The following is a 24088-nucleotide window of genomic DNA, read 5'->3' as shown; positions in this document are numbered from 1 at the left end:
TTTGATAGCCACAAATTTTAAGGTAGCCGAATGTTTTGGGTAAATGGAAGTCCACAAACACATGTCTCATTGAGCGATCGTTCCTTTCAATATGGTGATGGGTGCTTCTCGACAATCCTGACTAAGAAGGGACAGTTGGTATATTGGCCTGAGCATGTTGCGAGGATGGAAGCCTGTCTCAAAGCGCTACACATTCCTTTCCCCGATTGGCAAGTCGTTTTTGAATGGGCCACTAATGCGGCTTTGTCAGATGATGATGCGGGTGTGAAAATTCATATCAGTCGTGGCGCAGGTGGGCGCGGATACAGCCCGTATGGCATTGAAGGGCCAACCGTGACCATTTCTAATTTTCCTTTCCCTAGTCATTACGCTGCCTGGCAATCAAATGGTGTAAGCCTTGGCGTGTGTGAAACTCGCTTAGGTATTCAGCCGCTACTTGCTGGTCACAAGCATAATAACCGCTTAGAACAGGTGCTCGCGAAATCTGAAATTGACGGGACCGAGTTTGCCGATGCAGTAACGTTAAATGTGCAAAATCATGTCATTGAAACTACAATGGCCAACCTTTTTTGGGTTAAAGATAATAATGTTTATACGCCTGATTTAAGTTTGTCTGGTGTTGCCGGTGTCATGCGTCGTAAGGTGCTTGAATTTTGCTCGGCGAATAGCATCAATGTGAAGGTAGACGCCTTCTATCTTTCTGATGTGCTCAATGCCGACGAAGTCTGGATGTGTAATTCATTATTAGGTGTGGCTCCTGTAACGAGCATTACAACACAAAATAAGAAAAACGTATTTCCGATTGGAAAACTGACTCAACGACTGCAAGGGAAGTTAACTACGTGATTAAAAAACTATTGGCTGTTGTTGTACTGATTGCTTTGATTGGTGCAGCAGGTGTTTTTTACGTTGTTTCACAGGCGAAGCAATACGTAAATAAGCCAGTTCTACTTGAGCAACCACAGCTATTTACGGTAGAAAACGGTACAAGCTTTAACCAAATAATACGTAACTTGGTGAAAGCAGAAGTTATCGAGTCTTCTGAATATACTCGTTTTATTCCGCGTCTTTATCCGGAACTGTTACAAGTTAGGGCAGGGACGTATCAACTCGAGCCTAACATGTCGCTTTATCAAGCGTTAGAGCACCTCAACACAGGCAAAGAATATCAGTTCGCGATTACTTTTGTAGAAGGCAGCCGTTTTTCTGAATGGTTGGCCTTGCTAAAAGAAGCACCTTACGTAGAGCATGATTTGACTGCACTCTCCGAAAAGGAGATGGCGGCTAAGCTGGGTATTGAACGTGAAAAGCTAGAAGGGCTATTCCTGGCAGAAACATACCATTACACTGCTGGTACCACAGAAAGCCAGCTACTAAAGCGTGCGCATCAGAAATTAAATAGCATACTTGATGCTCAATGGGCGTCACGTCAGGAAAAACTGCCTCTTGAAGATAAATACCAAGCTTTGATTTTGGCTTCAATTATCGAAAAAGAGACCGCGATTGATTCAGAGCGTGAGCGTGTTGCATCGGTGTTTGTTAACCGTTTGAACAAGCGTATGCGTTTGCAAACGGATCCGACAGTGATTTACGGAATGGGCGATGAGTATGACGGCAATATTCGTAAAAAAGATCTGCGCACGCCAACTCCATACAATACGTATGTCATTAGTGGGTTGCCGCCAACGCCAATTGCCATGGCGGGAGAAGCGTCAATCGTTGCGGCGTTGAACCCTGAAGAGAGCGCCTACTTATACTTTGTCGCAAGCGGAAAGGGCGGACATGTGTTCAGCAAATCCCTTGCTGAGCATAATCGTGCCGTAAGAGCCTATTTAAGAGAACTAAGAAAGAATAAATGATGAAAGCGAATTTTATTGTCATAGAGGGCCTGGAAGGCGCGGGTAAAAGTACTGCGATTCAAACTGTGTTAGATACTCTTAAAACTGCAGGTATCGAAAATATTGTTAATACTCGTGAACCCGGTGGTACACCTCTAGCAGAGAAGATGCGCGCGCTAGTCAAAGAAGAACACGAGGGTGAAGAGCTTCAGGATATGACGGAATTGCTGCTGCTTTACGCAGCACGTGTTCAGCTTGTAGAGAACGTCATCAAGCCCGCTCTAGCTAACGGGCAGTGGGTCGTGGGTGACCGTCATGATATGTCTTCTCAGGCGTATCAGGGTGGGGGTCGTCAGATCGATGCATCACTTATGAAAAACCTGCGTGATACGACTCTTGGTGATTTTAAACCGGCTCTGACGCTTTATATGGATATCGACCCTCGAATTGGTCTGGAACGTGCTCGTGGTCGCGGTGAGCTTGACCGTATTGAGAAGATGGACATCAGCTTCTTTGAGCGCACACGTGAACGTTACTTGGATATTGCCAATAGTGATCCATCGGTGGTCGTGATCAATGCTGAGCAGTCGATTGAGAAAGTGTCTCATGATATTCAAGAGGCGTTGAATGAGTGGTTATCGCGTCAATAAGCGCGAACGAGGATTTAAATGACTCATGTTTAATGATTTTCCATGGCTCAACCCTATTTGGGATAATCTAAAAGCGGGTTTAGACTCAGACCGAATCCCAGGCGCTTTGTTGATACAAAGTGAGCCTGGTTTGGCCGTTGAACAACTCGTTGAGCGTTTTAGTCACGCGCTTCTGTGTCAGAACTACAGTAGCGAAGCTTGTGGCTTTTGCCATAGCTGTCAGCTTGTTCAATCGCAAAGTCATCCAGACTTGCACTGGGTTAAACCAGAGAAAGAGGGCAAAGCAATAACGGTTGATCAGATCCGTGCTTGTAATCGCCTTGCGCATGAGTCATCACAACTCAACGGTTATCGTTTATTTGTTATTGAACCTGCGGACATGATGAATGAGTCGGCGTCTAATGCGTTGTTAAAGACGCTTGAAGAGCCAGGAGAGAAGTGCTTGTTCTTGCTTGTCACGCATAATCAAGAGCGCTTACTTCCGACGATACGTAGCCGCTGTCAGCATTGGGTCGTTACCCCACCGTCGACCGAGCAAGCCATGCAGTGGCTAAGAGAAAACGGAGCATCCGATCTTCCTGGTTATGCGTTGAAGCTTAATATGGGGTCACCAATAAAAACGCTAGCGGCAAAAAGTAGTGGTGAATTGGATGAGTATTTGACATTCGAACACGACTTCATCGAAGCGATGACATCTGTTGTTGCAGACTTATCACGATGCGCATCTTACATGGCGAAGAATCCTGACAACGCCATAAACTGGGCCTGGTATTTGCTCACCGATGCACAAAAGCTTCAATTTGGTGTTTCCGAAGGCGATCTTTTACCGGGAGCTCATCAGCTTCAGCAAACAAACTACAACGGTTTATATTCATCAGCGAACAAGCTGATGGAACTCAAGGCTCAACTGCAAGCATTTCCGGGCTTAAACGTTGAGCTATTATCTATGAATTGGTTAATTGAATCACGAGAGGCATTATGTTCGTAGATTCGCATTGTCATTTGGACAAACTGAATTACGACGATCTCCACACTAGTGTGGAAGACGTTATTAACAAGGCCAAACAGGCTAATGTGACAGAGTTACTCTCTGTAGGGGTGACTCTGGACTCGTTTCCTAACATGTTGGAAATGATTACGCCTTACGAGAATGTTTACGCTTCTTGCGGCGTTCACCCTCTGGATGTAGAAAGTGCATTTTCTCTGGATACACTTCATCAGCACGCTTCACACAATAAGGTGGTGGCGATTGGTGAAACGGGTCTCGATTATCACTACAAGCCAGAAACGGCTGCGTTACAAAAAGAACGTTTTGAGCAGCATGTTGAACTTGCGGTTGAACTTAATAAGCCTCTGATTATCCACACGAGAAACGCTCGTGCAGATACATTAGATATTCTGCGCAAGGGTGGAGCAGAGAAGTGTGGTGGAGTGATTCACTGCTTTACTGAAGATCTCGCTTTTGCTGAAGCCGCATTAGATTTAGGCTTTTACATCTCTATTTCAGGGATCGTCACTTTCCGTCAAGCAACGGAACTCAAAGAAGTGGTGAAGACACTTCCTTTGGACAAGTTACTTATTGAAACTGACTCACCTTATTTAGCACCAGTTCCGCATCGAGGCAAAGAGAATCAGCCAGCCTATGTTGTCGAGGTGGCAGCTTACATCGCGCAGCTTAAAGGGGCTTCTCTTTCAGAGGTTGCACAAAAAACTACCGAAAACTTCAGAAATCTTTTTTTACGATAGATATAAAGATTTTGATAAAAAAGGGGCCTTTGCTCCTTTTTTTTATATCAAATTACCGTCTTATATATATAAACCCGATGAGTTAACTGATTTTGTTGATTTTGTGGTGTCAAATTAATCGGGCTTTATTTTGTGATAAAAAGTAACAATGATGGCTATTTTATTTACTCTTTAAAATTAATGTTGTTAATTAATAAATTTAAATAAATCAGCGCCTTACATTAGATGTAATGCATTGCTTAGCGGCTTTTGGACTGTGATCTGCATATTACTTTGAAACTAATCTCAAGCATCCGCTAGAAACCGGTACCAGTTACGAGATATATTTAGAGCCGGAAAATATATCGCGTCCGCGGTTATATATTCCATAGAGGCTAGCATTCAGGCTGCGGGGGTGTGCCGCTAGCCCTCTAACTATTCTAAAAATTCTATCAGGAGCAAAACTAATGAAAGGTTTCTTTAGTAAACTTTCGCAATCCATTATGCTGCCCATCGCTTTGCTACCAGCTGCGGGTATCATGTTGGGTATCGGGGGTAGTTTTACTAACCCAACAATGATCGAAGCATACAACATCGATGTGCTTCAAGATGGAAGTCTGTTAAACAGCTTCCTACAAGTTATGACTGCTGCTGGCGGTATTGTATTTGCAAACCTTCCAGTAATGTTTGCTCTAGCGATTGCTGTTGGCTTCGCTCGTGCAGAAAAAGGTGCTGCAGCACTAGCGGCTCTTATCTCTTACTTGGTTATGAACGTTGCTATCGCTAAAACGCTAGTCGTTGCAAACATGATCAACGCTGACGCAAACACTGTTATCCTTATGGGTAGTGAATACGCGGGTGTCTTGGCTGATACGCTAGGTATTGCTAATACGCTAAGTATGGGTGTGTTTGGTGGTTTGATTGCGGGTGCAATCACTGTCGTTCTTCATAACAAATACCACGATGCAAAACTGCCTGATTACCTAGGTTTCTTCGGCGGTGCTCGCTTTGTTCCTATTATCAGTGCTTTCGCAGCGCTGTTCTACGGTATCGTTCTGACTTTCATCTGGCCATTCTTTGGTGCTGCGTTCGGCGCTATCGGTGCGGCACTAGGTGAAATGACAGCATCTGGCCACGGCTACATTGCTTCTTTCATCTTCGGTGTTATCGAGCGTTCTCTAATTCCTGTAGGTCTGCACCACGTATTCTACTTGCCACTTTGGCAGACAGAAATCGGCGCGACAGCAGAAGTTGCTGGTGAAGTGATCAAAGGTACACAAAACGTCTTCTTCGCATCTCTAGCGTCTGGCGATTTCTCTCAGTTTACTTCTACTAACTTCATGACTGGTAAGTTCCCGTTCATGATGTTTGGTTTACCAGCTGCGGCATACGCGATGTACACACTAGCGGATGACGAAAACAAGAAAGCAGCAGGTGGTCTACTGTTCTCTGTAGCTCTAACTGCATTTCTAACGGGTATCACAGAGCCAATCGAATTTACATTCCTATTCCTATCTCCAGCGCTTTACTACGCGATCCACGTGCCATTGGCTGGTGTATCGTTCATGCTGATGGATATGCTGAATGTTAAAGTAGGTATGACGTTCAGTGGTGGTTTCATTGACTTCTCACTATTCGGTATCCTTCCTGGTGTAACTGGTGTTGAAAACCACTGGTACTACATTCCTCTAGTGGGTATCGCATACGCGTTCGTTTACTTCTTTGTTTTCCGTTGGTTTATCGTTAAGTTCGACATTAAAACTCCGGGTCGCAAAGGCAGCGCAGTAGCGGTTGTATCTAAGAAAGACTACCACGCAGCGAAAGGCGGTGCTGGTGACAACCAAAAAGCAAAAGACATGATCGAAGCACTTGGTGGTGCTGAGAACATCGTTGACGTTGATGCTTGTATCACTCGTCTACGTATCACTGTGAAAAGTGGTGCTGAAGTTAAAGATAACGATTACTGGACTCAGGAGCTTGGTGCTCGTGGTCTAGTTAAAGTTGGCGACACTGGTATTCAGGCTATTTACGGTGCTGAAGCTGCTGGTTACAAAGCTCAAATTAACTCGCTACTTGGTAAATAATGAGTATTGGTGACAAATTTCGTAGAACAGGCGCATTCGTTGTCGACCTGATGATAGCTAAGATGTTTACTCAGGTCGTCTTGTCTGTTCTCGCACTTCTCGTGTCTAGTTTATGGAGCGATAAGGTTTCGGGCTTATCACTCAACGATGATATGGCTCTGCCGGTTTTATTGGCAACGGTAGTGATTATGCTGTTGACCTATATCGGCATCTACCTAGGATACTGCGCGGTTTGTTTTAAAATGATAAACAAGTCGCTAGGTAAGTATCTGCTTCAAGTAGAGAACAGTCGCGGGATTGCGCAACTTGATTTGTCATCATATTTATCTCGTGAAAGAGAGAAGATTGTATATTTTCTTGCAACGCTAGGGCTTTATGCAGCGTACTCAGCGATACAGTTTTACATGTATGACAGAGAACCTTTGCATGAGGTCCACGCCCAGCAAGCTCAGAAGTAACATTTCTTTCTAGTAAAAGCCCGCGATAAGTCAGCGGGCTTTTTTATATTCTAAAAAGCCTAAACTCATCATCCCTTCATTTTTAATTTATTCTCGATTTCAGCATCCTAAGTGCTATTTATCGCCTATGCTTCTGATAGATTTTTTCGTCAATTTATAGATCTGGTGTTTATTGAACTCATAATTGACGCTGCGATTTTGTCTACTTTATTCTTTTAGTGATATTCGCCGTATTTATATTTACCAATAAGGCATTGATGGGCGGTATGAGTCGCATTTTTTAGAGTAATTTGCCAATCAATTTGTTGTTTTCGTGATCTTGAAAGGATTATTGTCATCGAACTTTGAGGGTTATCAATAATATATTTTGAGCCATAAAATATACTCAATTTGTGGTTACATCTTAATTGGGTGCTAACATTTAGGCTACGGGGGGTGGCCGTTAGTACCCAAATAATACTTATATACTTATCAGGAGCTTGAACATGTTCAAAAACCTTTTTGCTAACCTGCAAAAAGTCGGTAAATCACTGATGCTTCCAGTATCGGTATTGCCGGTTGCAGGTATTCTTCTGGGTGTTGGTGCTGCCCATCTGAGTTTCATTCCAGAGATTGTTTCTAACCTAATGGAACAAGCTGGTGGTTCTGTATTTGGCCAAATGGCCTTGCTATTTGCTGTCGGTGTTGCTCTAGGCTTCACAAATAACGATGGTGTAGCAGGTCTGGCTGCAATCGTTGGTTACGGTATTATGACAGCGACGCTTGGTGTAATGGCTGGCGTCATGGGTGTTGAAAAAATCGATACTGGTGTACTAGGCGGTATCTTAAGTGGTGGTTTGGCTGCTTGGGCATTCAACCGTTTCTTCAAGATTCAGCTACCTGAATACCTTGGCTTCTTCGCGGGTAAACGTGCAGTGCCAATCATCACAGGCTTTGGTGCGATCATTCTTGGTGTTATCCTTTCTGTAATCTGGCCACCAATTGGTAGCGGTATCAGTGCGTTCTCTCACTGGGCGGCGGATCAAAACCCACAGCTAGCATTTGGTATCTACGGTATTGTTGAGCGTTCACTGATTCCATTCGGTCTACACCATGTATGGAACGTGCCTTTCTTCTTCGAAGCAGGTAAATGTGTTAACGCTGCAGGCCAAGCTCAAAACGGCGTGTTAACTTGTTACCTTGTTGCTGATGAAGCATCACGTGCTGCTGGTAATGGCTTCGGTCAGCTAGCGGGTGGTTACATGTTCAAAATGTTCGGTCTACCAGCGGCAGCTATTGCTATTGCTCATTGTGCTAAGCCTGAAAACCGCGCGAAGGTAATGGGTATCATGGCGTCAGCTGCGTTAACATCATTCCTTACTGGTATTACTGAGCCAATCGAGTTCTCGTTCCTATTCGTTGCTCCGCTACTATACGGAATCCACGCGCTACTAGCTGGTTCTGCATACGTTGTTTCGAACACGCTAGGCTTTGTTCACGGTACTTCTTTCTCTCACGGTCTTATCGACTTCTTAGTGTTGTCTGGTAATGCTCAGAAGATGGTTCTGATGATTGGTGTAGGTCTGGTTTACGCGGTTATCTACTACGTTGTGTTCCGTGCAGTAATCACTGCTCTTGACCTAAAAACACCGGGCCGTGAAGATGAAGCTGAAGCAGCTGCAACAACTTCTGGCTCAGACATGGGCGGTGAACTCGTAGCAGCATTCGGTGGCAAAGCGAACATCACAGGTTTAGATGCATGTATTACTCGTCTGCGTGTTGCAGTAGCTGATACTGCAGCTGTCGACCAAGACAAACTAAAACAGCTAGGCGCAGCAGGTGTTGTTGTTGTAGCTGGTGGTGTTCAGGCTATCTTCGGTACTAAGTCTGATAATCTAAAAACAGAAATGGATGAGTGGATTCGTAACCACGGCTAATCTCAGTTATCCATTACTTATGTGAAAGGGGGCTTCGGCCTCCTTTTTAATGTCTGCGTGCTCTAACCTCATACGTGAATCACCTCATAGTTGTACAAACTTCCTATATCGATACTTCTTCCTTAAAGTGCTTTGCTGTATTCATGTGACAATAAACTCATCTTTACTTTTTTGAGCGTATCCCTACATCCTTCTTACCCTTCATTGACATTATAAAATCCAGTCGTGTTTGAATTATGCACGATGTTTTTTTAAGAATTGATAATGGTTATGAAGAAGAAACTAATAATACTGGCAGCAGGACTGACGTCTGGCGCTGCAATGGCGGCTAATGGAACATCTGATTTAGCTGTTGGTATGGCAGTCGATCAGCAATTGAGTGTTGTTGTTGAGATAGATAATACGTACCGTGGAATTATCGGTAACGACGGCATGGCTTTTGACTACATTGCTAAACGTGGTACGTTCGACCAAAACGTGCCAGTGACTTGGTATGTCGGTGTTGGTGGTTGGTATGAGTGGGACGATGAATTTGGTGTGCGCGTACCACTAGGTGTCAATTGGGACCTATCTCAGGGCTGGGATGTGTATGCACAGCTACATCCAGAGCTTGACCTGTACAAAGGTGTAGACTTACAGCTTGGTGGTGCAGTGGGCGTGAAATACAGCTTCTAATACCAATTTGATTAACGTCCAATAAAAAATGCCGGCTAAGTAAGCCGGCATTTTTATTGTTAACGTTACGGTTATTGTTTATTCATCGCTCGTTTGATACAAACGGCGGCACCACCCCAAGTAATACCTAAACCAAGAACCATCATGATGATTGCACTGACTGTCATTTTGTTTTCTCCTTGCGGTTTACTGCGTTAATTAATAGCCCGAAGATAAAGAGTGCTGCGATCAACGCCCAGCCCAATGTCAAATCGTAACCACCGTAGCCGTCGGTAAATAGAGCATAAAGCTTGGTTGCTAAGATTACAGCTAGCATAAGTGGTGTTACGAAACGCAAGCAGATTTCAAACCATTGGCCGATTGAGAAGTCCGAACGCTCGTTAACGTAGCCACGAACTTCTGATACACGGTTTAGTAGCCATGCCATCAATACGATTTCTACTAAGCCACCGACCATGATACCGACGTTGTTTGCAAAATGATCGACCAGGTCGAGCAATAGCAGACCACCATTGGTTGCGAATGCCATGGATACGACGAAACCAGTACCGATAACCACGTTTGCGGCTTTCTTACGACTCCAGTTTAATTTGTCGATAATTGCTGAGGTTACTGCTTCCATGATTGAGATATGAGAGCTTAAGCCTGCTACAACTAGAGCAAAGAAGAACAGTGGACCAAGAATGTAAGGTGCTGGCAATAAGTTAATTGCCGCTGGTAACGTTACAAACGCAAGACCAACACCCGCAGAAACCACCTCTGTTAATGGTTTACCTTGCTCCTGAGCCATGTAGCCCAATACCGAGAAGATCATGATGCCGGATAGGATAGAGAAACCACAGTTAATCAATACCGTCATGAACGCATTGTTTGTGATGTCTGATTTCTCTGGCAAGTAGCTAGAGTAGGCCAGCATGATGGCAAAACCAATACTTAGGGTAAAGAAGATCTGACCATAAGCGGCTGCCCATACTTTAACGTCCCAAATTTTGCTGAAGTCTGGTTCGAACATGTAGTTCACGCCGTTCAGTGCACCTGGTAAGAACACCATGCGCCCGATAAGGAACAGCACCATCAAGAAAAGAATTGGCATCATGATTTTAGATGCACGCTCGATTCCTGACTTCACGCCGCTTGCAATCGCAACATAAGTAACGGCCCAAGCTATCACCATAGACAACGCAATCTTCCATTGGATACTGCCTAGATTCGTTGGTGAATTATCACCTAACTTTAGGTATTCACTGAAGAAAAACGCGTTTGTATCTGCTCCCCAACCTTGGCTGAACGACAGACCAAAGTAAGAAATAGACCAGCCGATCACGGCTACATAGTAAACGGCGATGACTGCTGCGACACCCACCTGAAACCAACCAAGCCACTCAAATTTTGAATGAATCTTTGCTAGTGTCTTTGGTGCTGAGCCACGGTATTTTTGACCCATACTGAACTCTAGGATCATGAATGGAATACCTGCAGTGATCATGGCAAAAAGGTAAGGAATAAAAAATGCGCCGCCACCGTTTTCGTAGGCCATGTATGGGAAACGCCAAATGTTACCCAGACCGATCGCTGAACCTACTGCTGCTAAGATGAACCCTGCGCGGGATCCCCATTGTTCTCGCTTCATATTTGACTCCTGTACAACTCCCTAAGGAATGAAGCTCTTTCTGTAAAGCAGGGCAATTTATTAAAAGTTAGGGAAACTGCTATCCATCAGTTTTTATGGCCTAAATTCTAAGTAGTTATTGATTTGCCGTTTTTTATTCTGCTTCACATGAAAGAATTTAGAGTTTAACTCTTAAATTTATGATGTGTGTTTGATAAAACTGAAATATTTATCTGTTTTCGCTATTCAGACTAACTTCTAATAATTACAAGCGCAACAGATTCTAAATGTTAATAATAGTATTTTGTCTGGTTATAATATGGTTAATATTCGTTTTTCTGGAGTTTATTTGAGTTGTGTAAGCTTGATCTCAAAACAAATGACTGCAATGAGGTCGATTACATGGTTATAAGGACTATTTTGATTATTTAGGGTGTACGTCTAGCTTTTGTACACCATCTAGACGATGTTTCGTCATTGTGTTGCAGTTAAAAGCGAAAACTAATTCCGACATTAGATTGAAATTGGTTCATCCAATCGGTGTCATACTTGATGATGCAGTTGGAGCCATCAGATGGCAATGTGCATGAACCTGAAGTGTCGTTGTCGACGACTGTACCTAGCCAACGTAGTTGTGCCGTTAAAGCAATTGCTTGAGAGTATTCATATTCAATACCGGCAAACGCACTCGCAGAAAACCCCACTTTTTTATCCGCCCAGTTCACATCAGTATAAGAGCCGCCTAACCCCAAGCCGGCGTATGTCTGCCAACCCTGTGCAATGGGATAGGCGAGGCTACTTTGAAACTGCAGGTAATGAATGTCTGCTGAGTTGGACAGTGATTTTAGTTCTGTTGGTTGATAGGAATAAAAAAGACCGACTCGCCCCTTAAGAAAAGGTGTTTCGATTGCCAACGCGTAACTCGTCGCTGCATCGATGTCGTAGGTATTGGCATCCGTGTCCTCCACTTTGCCGCCAGCGGTATATCCAATAAATGGTGTGACGATTACATTTGCTTGGACGTTGAAAGCAACGCTCATCAAAATAGTTCCAATCAAATAGCCGACGTTATTCTTCATGCCCTATCTCCTTATTATGCCTAAGCTAATTGTGATGGCTTAGTCAAAATCGTGCGAACAAATTAAGCAAATCTTGAACATGTTTCACGCTGGTGTTATTAATTTGTTACAGTTCAAGGAGGTGTTTATGGAACACGATCTCAAATCCGCACTAATCATCGTTGCCGCTGTTTTCGCAGTTCTTTTGTCATACGGAATTATTGCGATTACTTCGGCTTAATCTAAGTTTAGCTTTATTAGAAGACTTAAGCCGATGATACGTAACAGCGGTATAATCACCGATAGCCATACTGAACTCGATATCAATGTTTACGAACATTTCAGACATGGCAAAACTGCTCTTGTCACGCAAGGAGGAGGGCAGCGAGGAATTTTTACCGCTGGAGTGCTTGATGCATTTTTACTTTCCAACTTTGATCCCTTCGATGAATTCTATGGTACCTCAGCAGGTGCTCTAAACCTTTGCCCTTATTTATGCCGTCAGCATGGGATGGGTAAGGCGTTTATTACCGAATTGACCACCTCGCCTGAGTTTTTTAACCTTTTTCGTTACATTCGTAAGCAGCAATACTTGGGGCTGGAGTGGGCGCTGGAAAGAATTCAGGATTTCCCCTATAAACTGGACCTTGATATGGGGCGCAAAGCACTGGGCATTAGAGGGGCTTTTGCTGCCGTGACTGATGTAGAGACGCTTTCCGATCAGTACCTTCCTATGCTGGGCGATTCCTGGTTTCAAACCATGTTGGCAACGTGTGCGATTCCCAAACTATACCTTGGCCCAGTCGATGTTGGCGGGCGTAAGTTTGTCGATGGTGGCGTTTCCGCCTCAATCCCTGCTCAGGAGGCGTGGAGACAGAATGCGCGCAATATTATTGTTATCCGAACGGAGCCTTACTCAGAAATCGACGCAAGAGTACAAAGTGAAGTCGGGGATAAGTCTGTCCAGTGGTATCGAGAATCGATAAACTCCGTGCAGCAATCGTGGCAACAGAAAGTGAGCCAGTGGAAGTCAGACTGGGCATCCTTTTTTCAGCAGAAAATTAACACGGCCCATCAATCTAAGCTGGCTGGCGAAATGCTTTTGAATGGCGGGCGATGGCTGTTTGGGGCGGATAACTTGTATCGATTGAGTCATCTTATCGGGGAAAACTTCGACTCCGGTTTGGCTGATATGTTGATGATCCATTATCAAACATTCGAGCTGACACAAGCGTTTCTCTCTACACCACCAGATGATACTTTTATTCTACAGATTGCACCCAGAGAAGTGCTTCGGTCCTCTTCTTTGTTAAGCGACCCTGAAGATTTAGAACATGACTATCAGTTGGGTTTGCAGGCTGGTTATAACTTCGTTCAGCTTTATGACCAACTGAATATTGATCTTGACTTAGATGGGCGTGAAAGCGCGTAGTGTTTTCATTCGCTTCAGATGAAAATAAAAAGGGCTCCAATTGGAGCCCTAGATTTTTGTACAGATATATTATGCCGGCATAATACGCATACAGTTGGTTGAACCAACGACATCCATTACGTCACCTTGAGTAATGATGACCAAATCTCCGTCGTTTAAAAAACCTTGTTCTTTTAAGCAGCTAATCGCATCCTGCGCGGTTGGCAATCCTGCATCGCCTTTAGAGTTAAAATAGACTGGTGTGACGCCTCGGTATAACGCAGCACGATTCAGTGTCGATTCATTTCTTGATAAGGCAAAGATAGGCAATCCTGAGCTCAGACGAGACATCATTAAAGCGGTTCTGCCAGACTCGGTTAAGGAGATCATTGCCTTAATACCTTCCATATGGTTGGCAGAATACATGGTTGCCATCGCAATGGTTTCTTCTGCGGTTTCGAAGGAACGTTCAAGGCGATAGGTCGACAGACTGGCTTCAGACATTTTCTCTGCGCCCATACAGACTTCAGCCATCGATTTAACGGTTTCAACGGGGTATTCACCTGCCGCGGTTTCTCCTGACAGCATGACCGCATCGGTACCATCTAAAACAGCATTTGCCACGTCCATGACTTCAGCACGGGTAGGCATTGGGCTTGTAATCATCGATTCCATCATCTGGGTTGCCGTAATGACGATTCGGTTTAAGCTGCGTGCACGACGAATGAGCTTCTTCTGAACACCAATAAGCTCTGGGTCACCGATCTCTACCCCTAAGTCTCCGCGAGCGACCATGACCACATCAGAGGCCATAATGATATCGTCAATTGACTCACTACTCTCTACCGTTTCGGCGCGCTCTACTTTGGCGACCAATTTTGCTTCCAGGCCTGCATCTCGCGCTAAGCGTCGCGCATAGTGCATATCTTCACCATTACGTGGGAAAGAAATCGCTAAATAATCGACTTTGATTTCTGCGGCAGTAAGAATGTCTGCCTTATCTTTGTCCGTTAAGGCTTCTGCGGATAAACCGCCGCCTTTTTTGTTAATGCCTTTGTTGTTTGACAGGGCACCACCAACCGTGACGCGAGTATGTACTTTATTACCTTCTACGCTGGTGACTTGTAACTGAACGCGGCCATCGTCGAGTAACAGAACATCATTAGGTGCGACGTCTTGTGGCAATTCTTTGTAGTCTAAACCGACAGTTTCTTGGCTGCCTTCACCTTTTGGTAAGTCGCTATCTAAGGTGAATTTGTCACCGACTTTGAGCATCACTTTGCCATCTTTGAATGTAGATACGCGGATTTTCGGACCCTGCAAGTCGCCTAAGATAGCAACCTGTCGTCCTAGTTTTGCGGCAATTGCACGGACTTTGTTTGCACGTTGAATATGATCTTCGCTGCTACCGTGTGAAAAGTTCAGCCGCACAACGTTCGCGCCAGCTTTGATGATCTCCTCAAGTACATTGTCTTTATCAGTTGAAGGCCCAAGTGTGGTAACGATTTTTGTTCTTCTCAATTTGGATGTCATAGATTCTCCGAAGAATGCTAGTGTGGGACAAGGTAACTCGAATTGTATTTAAGTATATGCACAGAATGCTTTGGTTAAGATGAACACGAGCAAAAAGTTCTCCATCTTTATAAAAAACCAACTGCATAGATTCGCTTGATGTTTTTAGTGATAGCCACTCGCGTGGAGTGGATGACTAATTTGGTCAAAAAATTAAGTTATTTTTTACACAATTTAACAGGTGTAAATTTTCCGTTATTTGACTAAATACACAAACAAACAGGTTTCTGCGTGATGCTTGTCACGGGGATCTATTAATTCACTTCACAATTAGTTCGCAAAGTAAAAAAATTGCCGTGTTATAGAATTTTGGAGTGCACAATGTACATGGCTCAACCGGGCCATATTGATCATATCAAACAGATCAATGCTGGTCGGGTATACAAACTAATTGACTTAAAGGGTCCAATATCTCGAATTGATTTGTCCAAGCAAAGTGAGCTTGCACCCGCAAGTATTACTAAAATCACTCGAGAATTAATTGAAGCACACTTGATTCATGAAACAACCGTTCAAGAGGCCACCAGTCGTGGTCGTCCCGCTGTCGGTTTGCAGGTTAATAATGAAGGTTGGCAGTTCCTGTCGATGCGTTTAGGCCGTGGTTATTTGACAATCGCTCTCCATGAGCTCGGCGGCGATGTATTAATTGATACTAAAATCGAAATTCATGAGCTAGACCAAGACGATGTGCTTGAGCGTCTGCTTTATGAAATTGATGAGTTTTTTCAAACCTATGCTGATCAGCTAGATCGTGTTACCAGTATCGCAATTACGCTGCCTGGCCTCGTTAACTCAGAGCAAGGTATCGTGTTACAAATGCCGCATTACAACGTAGAAAATTTAGCTCTGGGGCCTGAAATATATAAGGCAACCGGCTTACCCGTCTTTGTGGCTAATGACACGCGAGCTTGGGCATTAGCGGAGAAACTGTTTGGTCACTCTAAAGAGAATGAAAACTCAGTTCTGATTTCGATTCACCATGGTTTAGGTGCCGGTATTATTCTCGACGGTCGCGTGCTGTTAGGCCGTCACGGTAATATCGGTGAATTAGGTCATATTCAAATCGATCCAAATGGTAAACGCTGTCACTGTGGCAATATTGGATGTTTGGAAACGGTAGCAAGCTCACAGGCTATTCGTGAAGAAGTCGTCAGACGGATTGCTGATGGTGAGGCGTCCAGCCTTGCTGAGCAAGAAGAGATGAGTATCGAGAGCATCTGTGAAGCAGCCGCTAATGGTGATCCCCTTGCTGTGGATGTGATTGAAAAACTAGGCCGTTACCTAGGTTCTGCGATTGCGATAGTGATTAACCTGTTTAACCCAGAAAAGATCTTGATTGGTGGCGTCATCAACCAAGCGAAAGACATTCTTTACCCAGCTATTCGTCGTTGTATCGAAGAGCAAAGTTTGCCGGTTTATCACCAAGATCTGGAACTGGTAGAGTCTCGTTTCTACAAACAAGCGACAATGCCGGGTGCAGCACTGGTAAAACAAGCGTTGTATGACGGACAACTGTTGATGAAAGTGGTAGAGGGTTAATCTCTTTTACTGACTTTATTACCGACCTATTAAAGGGATGAGACTTGGGTTCTCATCCCTTTTTGTTATTTACTGCGGTTGGTATCCTTCCTAAACACTAGTGAAAGTCTCGTGATTTGCTTTGTAACGCCGCTAAGTGATGAGTGCAATCAATCAGTTTGCCTGCGATTACGTGTGTCACATCTCCCTCCCTCTCTAAAATTCCTTTTACCATCATCACTTTGGATGTGAGATAAGCTTGCTTTTGGGCTCGGGCAGTCGCACTCCAAACCACGACATTAATATTCCCGGTATCATCTTCTAAAGTGATAAAGGTAACACCCGCAGCGGTACCGGGAGATTGACGTCCGGTGACGAGCCCGACAACGGTCACCAGTGATTTATGTTCTTTCTCGACTAACTGCTGCATGCGAGTAAAGCGAGGCAGCTTACCTGCTTGATCCAATAAAGTAATCGGATGACGATTGAGAGAAAGCCCGGTACTGGCATAATCTTCAATCAGGTTTTCGTACTCAGAAGGTTGGGTTTGATAGCCAGCAACAGGCTCTTGTACATCCTGAAACAGAGGTAGGTCTGATAGGGAGTCCATGGCTGCCCAACGAGCACTGTAGCGATTGCCAGATAATATCTGTAACGCATTCGCGGATGCTAACAGCTCGATATCGCGGCGACTTCTCAACACCTGCTTTACCTCCTGAATTGAGCGATAGCCGTTTTGAGGGCGGCGCTTAAGGAGTTGGTTCGCGCTCTCTTCACTGAGCCCTTTGACTAAGCGAAAGCCAAGCTGCACGGCTAACCGACCGTTAGGGCGCTGGATCAGGTGGTGCTGATAGTGTGAAAGATTAACGCAGACTGGCAAGACTTCGATGCCATGGCGGCGAGCATCCTGCACCAATTGAGAAGGGCTGTAAAAGCCCATAGGTTGACTGTTCAATAGCGCTGTATAAAACTCGGCAGGGTAGTAGTATTTCAGCCATGACGAACAATACGCCAGCACCGCAAATGAAGCGGAATGACTTTCCGGGAAGCCGTATTCGCCAAAACCACAAATTTGCTCAAAGATACGTTCCGCGAATGCTAAATCGTAGCCTCGCTCACGCATACCATCGATAAGCTTAGGTCTGAATTTTGCGAGATCGCCATTCTTTTTCCAGGCAGCCATCGCCCGACGTAGTTGGTCGGCTTCACCGCCACTAAAGCCTGCAGCAACCATTGCGAGCTTGATGACCTGTTCCTGAAAAATCGGAACACCCATGGTTCGCTCTAAGACACTTTTCACGGCTTCTGAAGGGTAGCTGACGGGTTCTTCACCATTGCGCCTTTTCAGGAAGGGGTGAACCATATCACCCTGAATAGGACCTGGACGTACAATCGCTATTTGAATCACCAAGTCGTAATAACAGGCGGGCTTTAAGCGAGGGAGCATGCTCATTTGTGCCCTGGATTCGATCTGAAATACCCCGACGGTGTCTGCTTTCTGGATCATGCGATACACATTGGGATCATCCTGAAGTCGGGTGATCTCAGCAATGGACAGTGATCGCTGGTGGTGCTTTTCGACCAGTTGAAAGCACTTTCTGATCGCATTCAGCATGCCTAATGCGAGCACATCGACCTTGAGCAGTTTTAAGCTTTCTAAATCATCTTTATCCCACTGTATGATAGTACGATCTTCCATCGCCGCGTTTTCCACCGGAACTAACTCGTATAGCGGTCCGGAAGAAATCACAAAGCCACCGACGTGTTGAGACAAGTGGCGAGGAAAGCCGATGATCTCGTTCACCAGTTGAATAAATTGTTGCCCCTTGAGTGATTCCGGATGCAATCCGAGTTCGACAATCTGCGCTTGCCAGCCTTGGCTACGATCGCGGCGATTCACGTTCTTAATGAAAAAGTCGAGCTGGGTTTCTTCAATCCCCAGAGCTTTACCGACTTCTCTGACTGCACTTTTGAAGCGATAGCTGATCACGGTTGCAGCCAGAGCTGCTCGCTCACGACCATATTTCTTATAGATGTATTGAATGACTTCTTCCCGTCGCTCGTGCTCAAAATCGACATCAATATCTGGCGGCTCATCTCGTTCTTTGCTGATAAAACGTTCGAATAGTACCGCGATTTGCCTTGGATCCACGGAGGTGATTTCCAGGCAATAGCACACGACTGAGTTTGCCGCAGAGCCGCGTCCCTGGTAGAGAATGCCTTGCTTTTTTGCAAACATCACGATGTCGTGAATAGTTAAAAAGTAATAGTGGTATTTTAGCTCTTTGATTAATGCGAGCTCATTCTCGATCGTTTGCTGGATAGTTTCTGGAACACCTTCAGGAAAACGTCTTTTCTTGCCGCGCTCAACCAGCATACGTAGGTAAGAATCGGGTGTGTAACCGTCGGGGATGAGCTCGGCAGGGTATTCGTATTTCAGGTCACTCAGCTTAAATTCACACAAATTAGCGATGTGCTGGCTTTCTGCAAGCCATTTTGGTTTGTAGACTCGGGCTATTTTGCTTAGTGGGCGTAGTGCACGTTCTGCGTTGGATAGTCGTTCAAACCCCAGCTTATCGACGCTGCAACCGTGTTTCACTGCTGTAAGTACGTGCTGTAATGGCAGGCGTTCGACCGAGTGCATGAGTACACCACCACAAGCTGTGATAGGTAACTGAAGTTCATGGGCGAGCTTTTCACAATGGTTGGTATATGCCGAATCATCGCCACCAAGGTGACGCTGGATGGCAACCCATAAGCGGTTTGGATGATGTTGGTTTAACCAGCGTCCCCAGTAATGATCGCTGTTTTGGTGGGTTGGGAGCCATAAAACAAAACAGTGACGAATCGACATCAAATCCCATTCAGAGAGTTGATAGCTGCCTTTTTCACTGCGTCGTCTTGCGTTGGTGATGATACGGCACAATTCTGCATAAGCTTTACGGCATGGACACAATAAGACCACTTGGCATTCATCATTGAGCCAAAACATACTTCCTACGATTTGTTTGATATCGAGCTTATGTTGCTGGATCGTGGAATAGGCTTTTACAACACCTGCGACGGAACATTCATCGGTGATTGCAATGGCTTGATAGCGGTAAAAAGCGGCTTGCAGAACCAGCTCTTCTGCATGAGAAGCTCCGGTAAGAAAAGAGAAATTGGACTGACAAAACAGCTCTGCGTAATTCATAACGACTTAACAAAAAAATCCATGAAGAAACCAATGTTTGTATTGATCGCGGAACACCCATAACCAGCGACCTTGCTTGGTGTGTGCAATGTAGTAATCACGCATGATTTCATCGCCATCCCACCACCCTGAAACAATTCGTTCTGGTCCGTGTACCAGAGAGACCTGTTCTTGGAGCGGCATTGGTCTCGGTAACTGCATTGCCGGACGCAGCAACTGAGGAATCGAAGAAAGCGCGACATCGGGTTCATCGGCCGAACGGTATTGGCAGGCTTTTTCTGGCCTTGGGTCGTAGGCAATATCAGGCTTGAGTACGGAGTGTTTTCCCATTTTTGCTTGCAACAAAGAGAGCAGCTCTAACGGATGCATTTGGCCTTTCTGCCCCGCAAAGAGGTCGCAAGCGCTGCTGATTGGTTCACCTTGGCGAATGACCTGTAAAGTCAGGCCAATCACAGGGCCATTGAGTGCCAGAGACTCCAGGCTCAAACTGGCGAGTTGTTGCCAGCGGTGGCATAAGTAGTCGCCTTGTGCTGAGGTAAGCGGCACCGACTGTGTGTGTTTATCTCGCTGGTGGAGCGTTAAGCAAAGCTCAAAAGCAACTTTGTCTCTTAATTTTAGAAAGGTTTCGAGTTGCTTCAGCAGTTTGGCCAAGGGCTTCTCAATCCACTGAACATTTTCTAGCTCAAACAGCAACTCCAAATACACCCTGAATGATTCTGTTGGATGATAAAAATCGACAGGGTGTTTAAATTGGCCAGTCAGACGACCTACATAGTTCACTAAATCAATATCAAAACGGCGAGCGATATCCTGCAGCGGTAACTCAAGCAGGTCTTGTAAAGTACTTACGCCAACACGCTGCAATTTATCCACCGTCACAGTGGATAAATCTGTCAGTGTGAGTGGCAAAGAGGAGAGTGATTGTTGAATAGACGCTTTGTCTTCAATCAACTGGTTACTTCCAGACAGTGCCATGAGTTTGGCTGATAATGGAGAAAACCCACAGCCAAACTGCACACTCAGTTTTAGTGTGGCGAGGTGGGCGGAGACTTTGTGCCAGTAGTTTTGCAACCCATCATAGAGGCTGAGCATGGGTGTTGCGCGTAGCAGGAGCCCCTGATTTGGCATCAGAACCACATCAGACGTGATCAGATATAGCCACTGGGCAACCTCCTGCAATTTCTTCAGTTCAGTTTGGGGATGGTGAGGGTGGACTTGTAAGTCTCGACATAAAGACGCAGCGCTGCCCAATCCCATATTTAGCTTGATGCCTTGCTGCTCAGCAACATCGTTGTATTGAATGATGCGACAACGCTGGCTTTCGACTATCACTACAGGCTGTTCTTGGTTGCCACTAAAAAGTGTGTCCAATTGCAGACGAGGGAAGTGTAAGTAGATCCATAAAGACATGTTGTTATTACCCTTGATTTAACATCGGGAAATTTACGACTGTCGATGGAGTATGAGTCTTAAGCGGCATGACCAGTTGTGGGTAATGATGCTGGTAGTTAATCTCGACCTGACCTTTGCTCCAGCCACCTTTACGTTTTAATACCTCAACGCTTACGCCTTGCTCACTCCCTTGTACTTTGAGGCTGAGTGAGACAGGCAGGGATAGACGGTTTGCTCGGATTGGCTTCAACATAAACAGAGGGCAAGAGCCCTGCTCACTGGCGACCTGTAGACGTTTGACTTGATGGATTTCAAGCTCGTCTTGCCACAATAATACATTGCTACACACACTACTTTTTAGACACTGCTCCGCAGCCCAGAGTGCATCACGCTGATGCTCCGGTGTGATGACCCAGACTTGATTGATATCCAAGCCGATACTGTGCAGAAAGAGTGGATTCATTAACGCTGGCGGTTGAATAAACGCAGTAACGCCTTTAGTTAGCGATGATTTCAAATAAGGCGCTAATAAACGCAATTCACCGACACTGCCCACAGACTCCATTTCGATCACGCCGTGAGGTGGAAAACCTCCGCCCAGTAGAGCGTCCAGCTCAGGAAAAGCAGAGCTGTTGAGGAACTGATGTGAGTCCGCTTTGGTTAAATTTGCCTGCCAAACAAGGTGTTGGCTTTTTAAGTGCTGAATAATATCTTGCATAATTAAATACCTGTATGTATGTACAGTATATTTCTGTGGTGAAAAGTAGCAAGATTTTTGTGGCGAGAAAAATAAAAAAGGCAGCGTTGGCTGCCTTTTCAATCAGTTATGTGAAGGAGTGAGAACGGAATCACTTACGCTTTGGTTGCGCGTCGATACACTGGCCATTCACGTCAGTCACACTCGGATCCATCAGATGCAGGTACAGTGGCATCAGATCTTGTGGTGTTTTTAGTTTGTTAGAATCTTCACCCGGGTATGCTTTTTCACGCATGCGAGTACGTGTGGCACCTGGGTTGATGGCATTAACACGCATTGTTGTATCACTTAGCTCATCAGCCAGCGTTTGCATCATGCCTTCTACTGCGAACTTAGAGATCGCGTATGGACCCCAGAAAGCACGACCAGAGTGACCAACAGTAGAAGAGGTAAAGACAATACGACCCGCTTCAGCTTTACGCATCACAGGTAGCAGCGCCTGAGTCATCAGAACTTCGGCTTTCACGTTAATTTGCATGATGTCATCGAAGTCATCTTCTTTGATTTGTTCAAATGGACAAAGTGTGCTCAGAACCCCTGCGTTGTGCAACAGGCCATCAAGGCGGCCAAACTGGCCTTCGATTGTCTCTGCCATATCGATGTAGTTCTGTTTTGTCGCCCCTTTTAAATCAAGAGGGATAATGGCAGCTTGCGGGTAACCCGCTGCTTCGATTTCATCGTAAATGGATTCAAGGTTTTGAACGTTTCTGCCCAATAAAATCACCGTTGCACCGTGCTTTGCGTATGAAAGTGCGGCTTGACGGCCAATGCCATTACCTGCGCCAGTAACAAGAATGACTTTATCTTTTAAGGCATCTGCTGAAACGGAGTAGTCCACGGTGTTTAATCCTTATTATTGTAAGAGGGTCCATGATAGTTAATTGGCGCAAATTACGCCGCTTTCTTAATGGAAAATCTTGGTAATCGTGACAAGATGGTTACAATACACCAATTCATGTGTTATACCAATTCCAGAACGTTGGTTAGGTATGCTATCAATCAGAACAAGTGGTTACAAACCACGTTGCCTTCTCTCTGATTTTTCGGTGTAGCATAGCAACATATTCTCTGGAGTGAGATAAAGGAGCTCTCATTGGAATTTTTATTAGATTACGGTTTATTCTTGGCCAAGATTGTCACAGTCGTCGCTGCGATCATTGTCATTCTAATCCTGGTTAAATCGGTAGGTGGTAAATCAGGTGCTGCAAAAGGTGAACTTGAGATCACCAACCTTTCTGAGCAGCATAAACAGTCTGTTGAGCAATTAGAGCATCATTTACACGATGACGCTTTCCTCAAGGCTCGTGACAAAGCCATCAAGAAAGAAGAAAAAGAAAAGAACAAATCCCGCGAGAAAGAGATCAAACAAGCCAGTAAAGAAGGTGAGCTAGATAGCAAGCGCGAACCACACCTGTTTGTTCTTGACTTCAAAGGTAGCATTGATGCGAAAGAAGTGAATTCATTACGTGAAGAGATCACCGCCATTTTGGCTGTGGCTCGTGAAGGCGATGAAATCTTACTGCGTTTAGAGTCAGGTGGTGGCATGGTCCACGGCTACGGCTTGGCATCTTCTCAGCTTGATCGCATTAAAGCCGCTGGTTTGCCATTAACTATCGCCGTGGATAAAGTTGCGGCAAGTGGTGGTTATATGATGGCGTGTGTGGCAGATAAAATTGTCTCTGCACCATTTGCAATTGTTGGCTCAATTGGCGTGATCGCACAAATTCCAAACTTCAATAAGTTATTGAAGAAGCATGATATCGAGTACGAACAACTTACCGCAGGTGAGTACAAGCGTACCCTGACGATGTTTGGAGAAAACACCGACAAAGCTCGTGATAAATTCAAACAAGAGCTAGAAGAAACTCACGTACTGTTCAAAGACTTCATTCGTGAGCGCCGCCCAAGCTTAGAGCTAGAGAAAGTAGCGACTGGCGAACACTGGTTTGGTACTCAGGCAAAAGAGCGTGGGCTGGTCGATGAAATCTGCACGTCTGATGATCTCGTTGTTGCGGCATGCAAAGACAAGACAGTCTTAGCCGTTCACTACGTACCGAAGAAAAAACTGGCTGATAAGCTAGCGGGTGTTGCGAGCAAAGTGGCAGACAGTGTTATCTTAAAATTGGCTGAGCGTGGTCAAAAGCCAATCGTGTAATCACGAAAACTGATATCCAATTTGAACATGGCGAGGGTGAGAGCTCTCGCCATTTTTATTTGAGTTTTTAAATTTAC

The 24088-nt window shown here is 45.0% G+C and carries 21 protein-coding genes; 13 read left to right on the top strand and 8 right to left on the bottom strand.

What is annotated here, in order from left to right:
• The first annotated feature begins 30 nt into the window (after positions 1–30).
• The 9 genes from pabC (at position 31) to VER99_RS09355 (ending at position 9346) form a co-directional block, all read left to right on the top strand.
• Positions 31–846 carry an aminodeoxychorismate lyase gene (gene pabC, locus VER99_RS09395; protein WP_024372812.1) on the top strand — a complete coding sequence of 272 codons (816 nt, stop codon included), beginning with the start codon at positions 31–33 and terminating at the stop codon, positions 844–846.
• The gene (gene mltG / locus VER99_RS09390; protein ID WP_020335636.1) at positions 843–1859 is read left to right on the top strand and encodes an endolytic transglycosylase MltG; all 1017 of its coding nucleotides are present in this window, start codon (positions 843–845) and stop codon (positions 1857–1859) included. The genes pabC and mltG overlap by 4 nt, the downstream gene beginning before the upstream one ends.
• Positions 1856–2488 (top strand): dTMP kinase, encoded by a 633-nt coding sequence (gene tmk / locus VER99_RS09385; RefSeq protein ID WP_024372811.1) that lies wholly within the window; start codon positions 1856–1858, stop codon positions 2486–2488. The genes mltG and tmk overlap by 4 nt, the downstream gene beginning before the upstream one ends.
• Before the next feature lie 25 nt (positions 2489–2513).
• Positions 2514–3476, top strand: a complete 963-nt coding sequence (locus tag VER99_RS09380; RefSeq protein ID WP_020335634.1) for a DNA polymerase III subunit delta' — start codon at positions 2514–2516, stop codon at positions 3474–3476.
• A complete protein-coding gene (locus VER99_RS09375) occupies positions 3467–4234 on the top strand; it encodes a TatD family hydrolase (protein ID WP_020335633.1) in 768 nt (255 codons plus the stop codon). The genes VER99_RS09380 and VER99_RS09375 overlap by 10 nt, the downstream gene beginning before the upstream one ends.
• Before the next feature lie 446 nt (positions 4235–4680).
• Entirely contained in the window at positions 4681–6297 is a 1617-nt protein-coding gene (locus VER99_RS09370) for a PTS transporter subunit EIIC (protein WP_020335632.1), read from the top strand.
• Positions 6297–6755 (top strand): hypothetical protein, encoded by a 459-nt coding sequence (locus tag VER99_RS09365; RefSeq protein ID WP_014232483.1) that lies wholly within the window; start codon positions 6297–6299, stop codon positions 6753–6755. The genes VER99_RS09370 and VER99_RS09365 overlap by 1 nt, the downstream gene beginning before the upstream one ends.
• Positions 6756–7240: 485 nt before the next feature.
• Positions 7241–8671: a PTS glucose transporter subunit IIBC gene (gene ptsG / locus VER99_RS09360; protein WP_020335630.1), complete on the top strand. Its 1431-nt coding sequence runs from the start codon at positions 7241–7243 to the stop codon at positions 8669–8671.
• Between the two features lie 264 nt (positions 8672–8935).
• Positions 8936–9346: a hypothetical protein gene (locus tag VER99_RS09355; RefSeq protein WP_014232481.1), complete on the top strand. Its 411-nt coding sequence runs from the start codon at positions 8936–8938 to the stop codon at positions 9344–9346.
• A gap of 71 nt (positions 9347–9417) precedes the next feature.
• Here the strand turns inward: VER99_RS09355 and VER99_RS09350 are convergent, their stop codons facing one another.
• The 3 genes from VER99_RS09350 to VER99_RS09340 form a co-directional block, all read right to left on the bottom strand.
• Positions 9418–9513, bottom strand: a complete 96-nt coding sequence (locus VER99_RS09350; protein ID WP_020335628.1) for a MetS family NSS transporter small subunit — start codon at positions 9511–9513, stop codon at positions 9418–9420.
• A complete protein-coding gene (locus tag VER99_RS09345; protein ID WP_020335627.1) occupies positions 9510–10976 on the bottom strand; it encodes a sodium-dependent transporter in 1467 nt (488 codons plus the stop codon). The genes VER99_RS09350 and VER99_RS09345 overlap by 4 nt, the downstream gene beginning before the upstream one ends.
• Before the next feature lie 467 nt (positions 10977–11443).
• A complete protein-coding gene (locus VER99_RS09340) occupies positions 11444–12034 on the bottom strand; it encodes an outer membrane beta-barrel protein (RefSeq protein WP_020335626.1) in 591 nt (196 codons plus the stop codon).
• 127 nt (positions 12035–12161) lie between these two features.
• Here VER99_RS09340 and cydH point away from each other — a divergent pair, with 127 nt between their 5' ends.
• Complete coding sequence (gene cydH / locus VER99_RS09335) at positions 12162–12254, top strand: cytochrome bd-I oxidase subunit CydH (protein ID WP_020335625.1); 93 nt, start codon at positions 12162–12164, stop codon at positions 12252–12254.
• A gap of 33 nt (positions 12255–12287) precedes the next feature.
• Positions 12288–13445, top strand: a complete 1158-nt coding sequence (locus VER99_RS09330; protein WP_020335624.1) for a patatin-like phospholipase family protein — start codon at positions 12288–12290, stop codon at positions 13443–13445.
• A 69-nt stretch (positions 13446–13514) separates the two neighbouring features.
• Here VER99_RS09330 and pyk read toward each other — a convergent pair whose 3' ends face one another.
• On the bottom strand, positions 13515–14957 hold the full coding sequence (pyk, locus tag VER99_RS09325) for a pyruvate kinase (RefSeq protein ID WP_020335623.1): 1443 nt from the start codon (positions 14955–14957) through the stop codon (positions 13515–13517).
• Between the two features lie 360 nt (positions 14958–15317).
• On the opposite strand from pyk, the gene mlc reads away from it, so the two are divergent.
• A complete protein-coding gene (mlc, locus tag VER99_RS09320; protein WP_014232474.1) occupies positions 15318–16535 on the top strand; it encodes a sugar metabolism global transcriptional regulator Mlc in 1218 nt (405 codons plus the stop codon).
• A gap of 97 nt (positions 16536–16632) precedes the next feature.
• Here mlc and VER99_RS09315 read toward each other — a convergent pair whose 3' ends face one another.
• The 4 genes from VER99_RS09315 to VER99_RS09300 form a co-directional block, all read right to left on the bottom strand.
• Positions 16633–19707, bottom strand: a complete 3075-nt coding sequence (locus VER99_RS09315) for an error-prone DNA polymerase (protein WP_020335622.1) — start codon at positions 19705–19707, stop codon at positions 16633–16635.
• A 6-nt stretch (positions 19708–19713) separates the two neighbouring features.
• Entirely contained in the window at positions 19714–21117 is a 1404-nt protein-coding gene (locus VER99_RS09310) for a Y-family DNA polymerase (protein ID WP_020335621.1), read from the bottom strand.
• A gap of 7 nt (positions 21118–21124) precedes the next feature.
• Positions 21125–21817 carry a translesion DNA synthesis-associated protein ImuA gene (imuA, locus tag VER99_RS09305; protein WP_020335620.1) on the bottom strand — a complete coding sequence of 231 codons (693 nt, stop codon included), beginning with the start codon at positions 21815–21817 and terminating at the stop codon, positions 21125–21127.
• A 130-nt stretch (positions 21818–21947) separates the two neighbouring features.
• Complete coding sequence (locus VER99_RS09300) at positions 21948–22694, bottom strand: YciK family oxidoreductase (protein WP_020335619.1); 747 nt, start codon at positions 22692–22694, stop codon at positions 21948–21950.
• A gap of 255 nt (positions 22695–22949) precedes the next feature.
• Between VER99_RS09300 and sohB the strand changes: the two genes are divergently transcribed.
• On the top strand, positions 22950–24011 hold the full coding sequence (gene sohB, locus VER99_RS09295; protein ID WP_020335618.1) for a protease SohB: 1062 nt from the start codon (positions 22950–22952) through the stop codon (positions 24009–24011).
• Positions 24012–24088 lie beyond the last annotated feature (77 nt).

Source organism: Vibrio natriegens NBRC 15636 = ATCC 14048 = DSM 759, assembly GCF_035621455.1.
Classification (GTDB): Bacteria; Pseudomonadota; Gammaproteobacteria; order Enterobacterales; family Vibrionaceae; genus Vibrio; species Vibrio natriegens.
Note: the sequence above shows the minus strand (reverse complement) of the source record. Positions and strands in the feature narration are given on the sequence as shown.

Bases quoted from the DNA above. Each gene is read 5' to 3' on its own strand.
- pabC (WP_024372812.1), top strand. From the start codon at position 31: ATGTTTTGGGTAAATGGAAGTCCACAAACACATGTCTCATTGAGCGAT.
- tmk (WP_024372811.1), top strand. From the start codon at position 1,856: ATGATGAAAGCGAATTTTATTGTCATAGAGGGCCTGGAAGGCGCGGGT.
- VER99_RS09380 (WP_020335634.1), top strand. From the start codon at position 2,514: ATGTTTAATGATTTTCCATGGCTCAACCCTATTTGGGATAATCTAAAA.
- VER99_RS09375 (WP_020335633.1), top strand. From the start codon at position 3,467: ATGTTCGTAGATTCGCATTGTCATTTGGACAAACTGAATTACGACGAT.
- VER99_RS09370 (WP_020335632.1), top strand. From the start codon at position 4,681: ATGAAAGGTTTCTTTAGTAAACTTTCGCAATCCATTATGCTGCCCATC.
- VER99_RS09365 (WP_014232483.1), top strand. From the start codon at position 6,297: ATGAGTATTGGTGACAAATTTCGTAGAACAGGCGCATTCGTTGTCGAC.
- ptsG (WP_020335630.1), top strand. From the start codon at position 7,241: ATGTTCAAAAACCTTTTTGCTAACCTGCAAAAAGTCGGTAAATCACTG.
- VER99_RS09355 (WP_014232481.1), top strand. From the start codon at position 8,936: ATGGTTATGAAGAAGAAACTAATAATACTGGCAGCAGGACTGACGTCT.
- VER99_RS09350 (WP_020335628.1), bottom strand. From the start codon at position 9,513: ATGACAGTCAGTGCAATCATCATGATGGTTCTTGGTTTAGGTATTACT.
- VER99_RS09345 (WP_020335627.1), bottom strand. From the start codon at position 10,976: ATGAAGCGAGAACAATGGGGATCCCGCGCAGGGTTCATCTTAGCAGCA.
- VER99_RS09340 (WP_020335626.1), bottom strand. From the start codon at position 12,034: ATGAAGAATAACGTCGGCTATTTGATTGGAACTATTTTGATGAGCGTT.
- cydH (WP_020335625.1), top strand. From the start codon at position 12,162: ATGGAACACGATCTCAAATCCGCACTAATCATCGTTGCCGCTGTTTTC.
- VER99_RS09330 (WP_020335624.1), top strand. From the start codon at position 12,288: ATGATACGTAACAGCGGTATAATCACCGATAGCCATACTGAACTCGAT.
- pyk (WP_020335623.1), bottom strand. From the start codon at position 14,957: ATGACATCCAAATTGAGAAGAACAAAAATCGTTACCACACTTGGGCCT.
- mlc (WP_014232474.1), top strand. From the start codon at position 15,318: ATGTACATGGCTCAACCGGGCCATATTGATCATATCAAACAGATCAAT.
- VER99_RS09315 (WP_020335622.1), bottom strand. From the start codon at position 19,707: ATGAATTACGCAGAGCTGTTTTGTCAGTCCAATTTCTCTTTTCTTACC.
- VER99_RS09310 (WP_020335621.1), bottom strand. From the start codon at position 21,117: ATGTCTTTATGGATCTACTTACACTTCCCTCGTCTGCAATTGGACACA.
- imuA (WP_020335620.1), bottom strand. From the start codon at position 21,817: ATGCAAGATATTATTCAGCACTTAAAAAGCCAACACCTTGTTTGGCAG.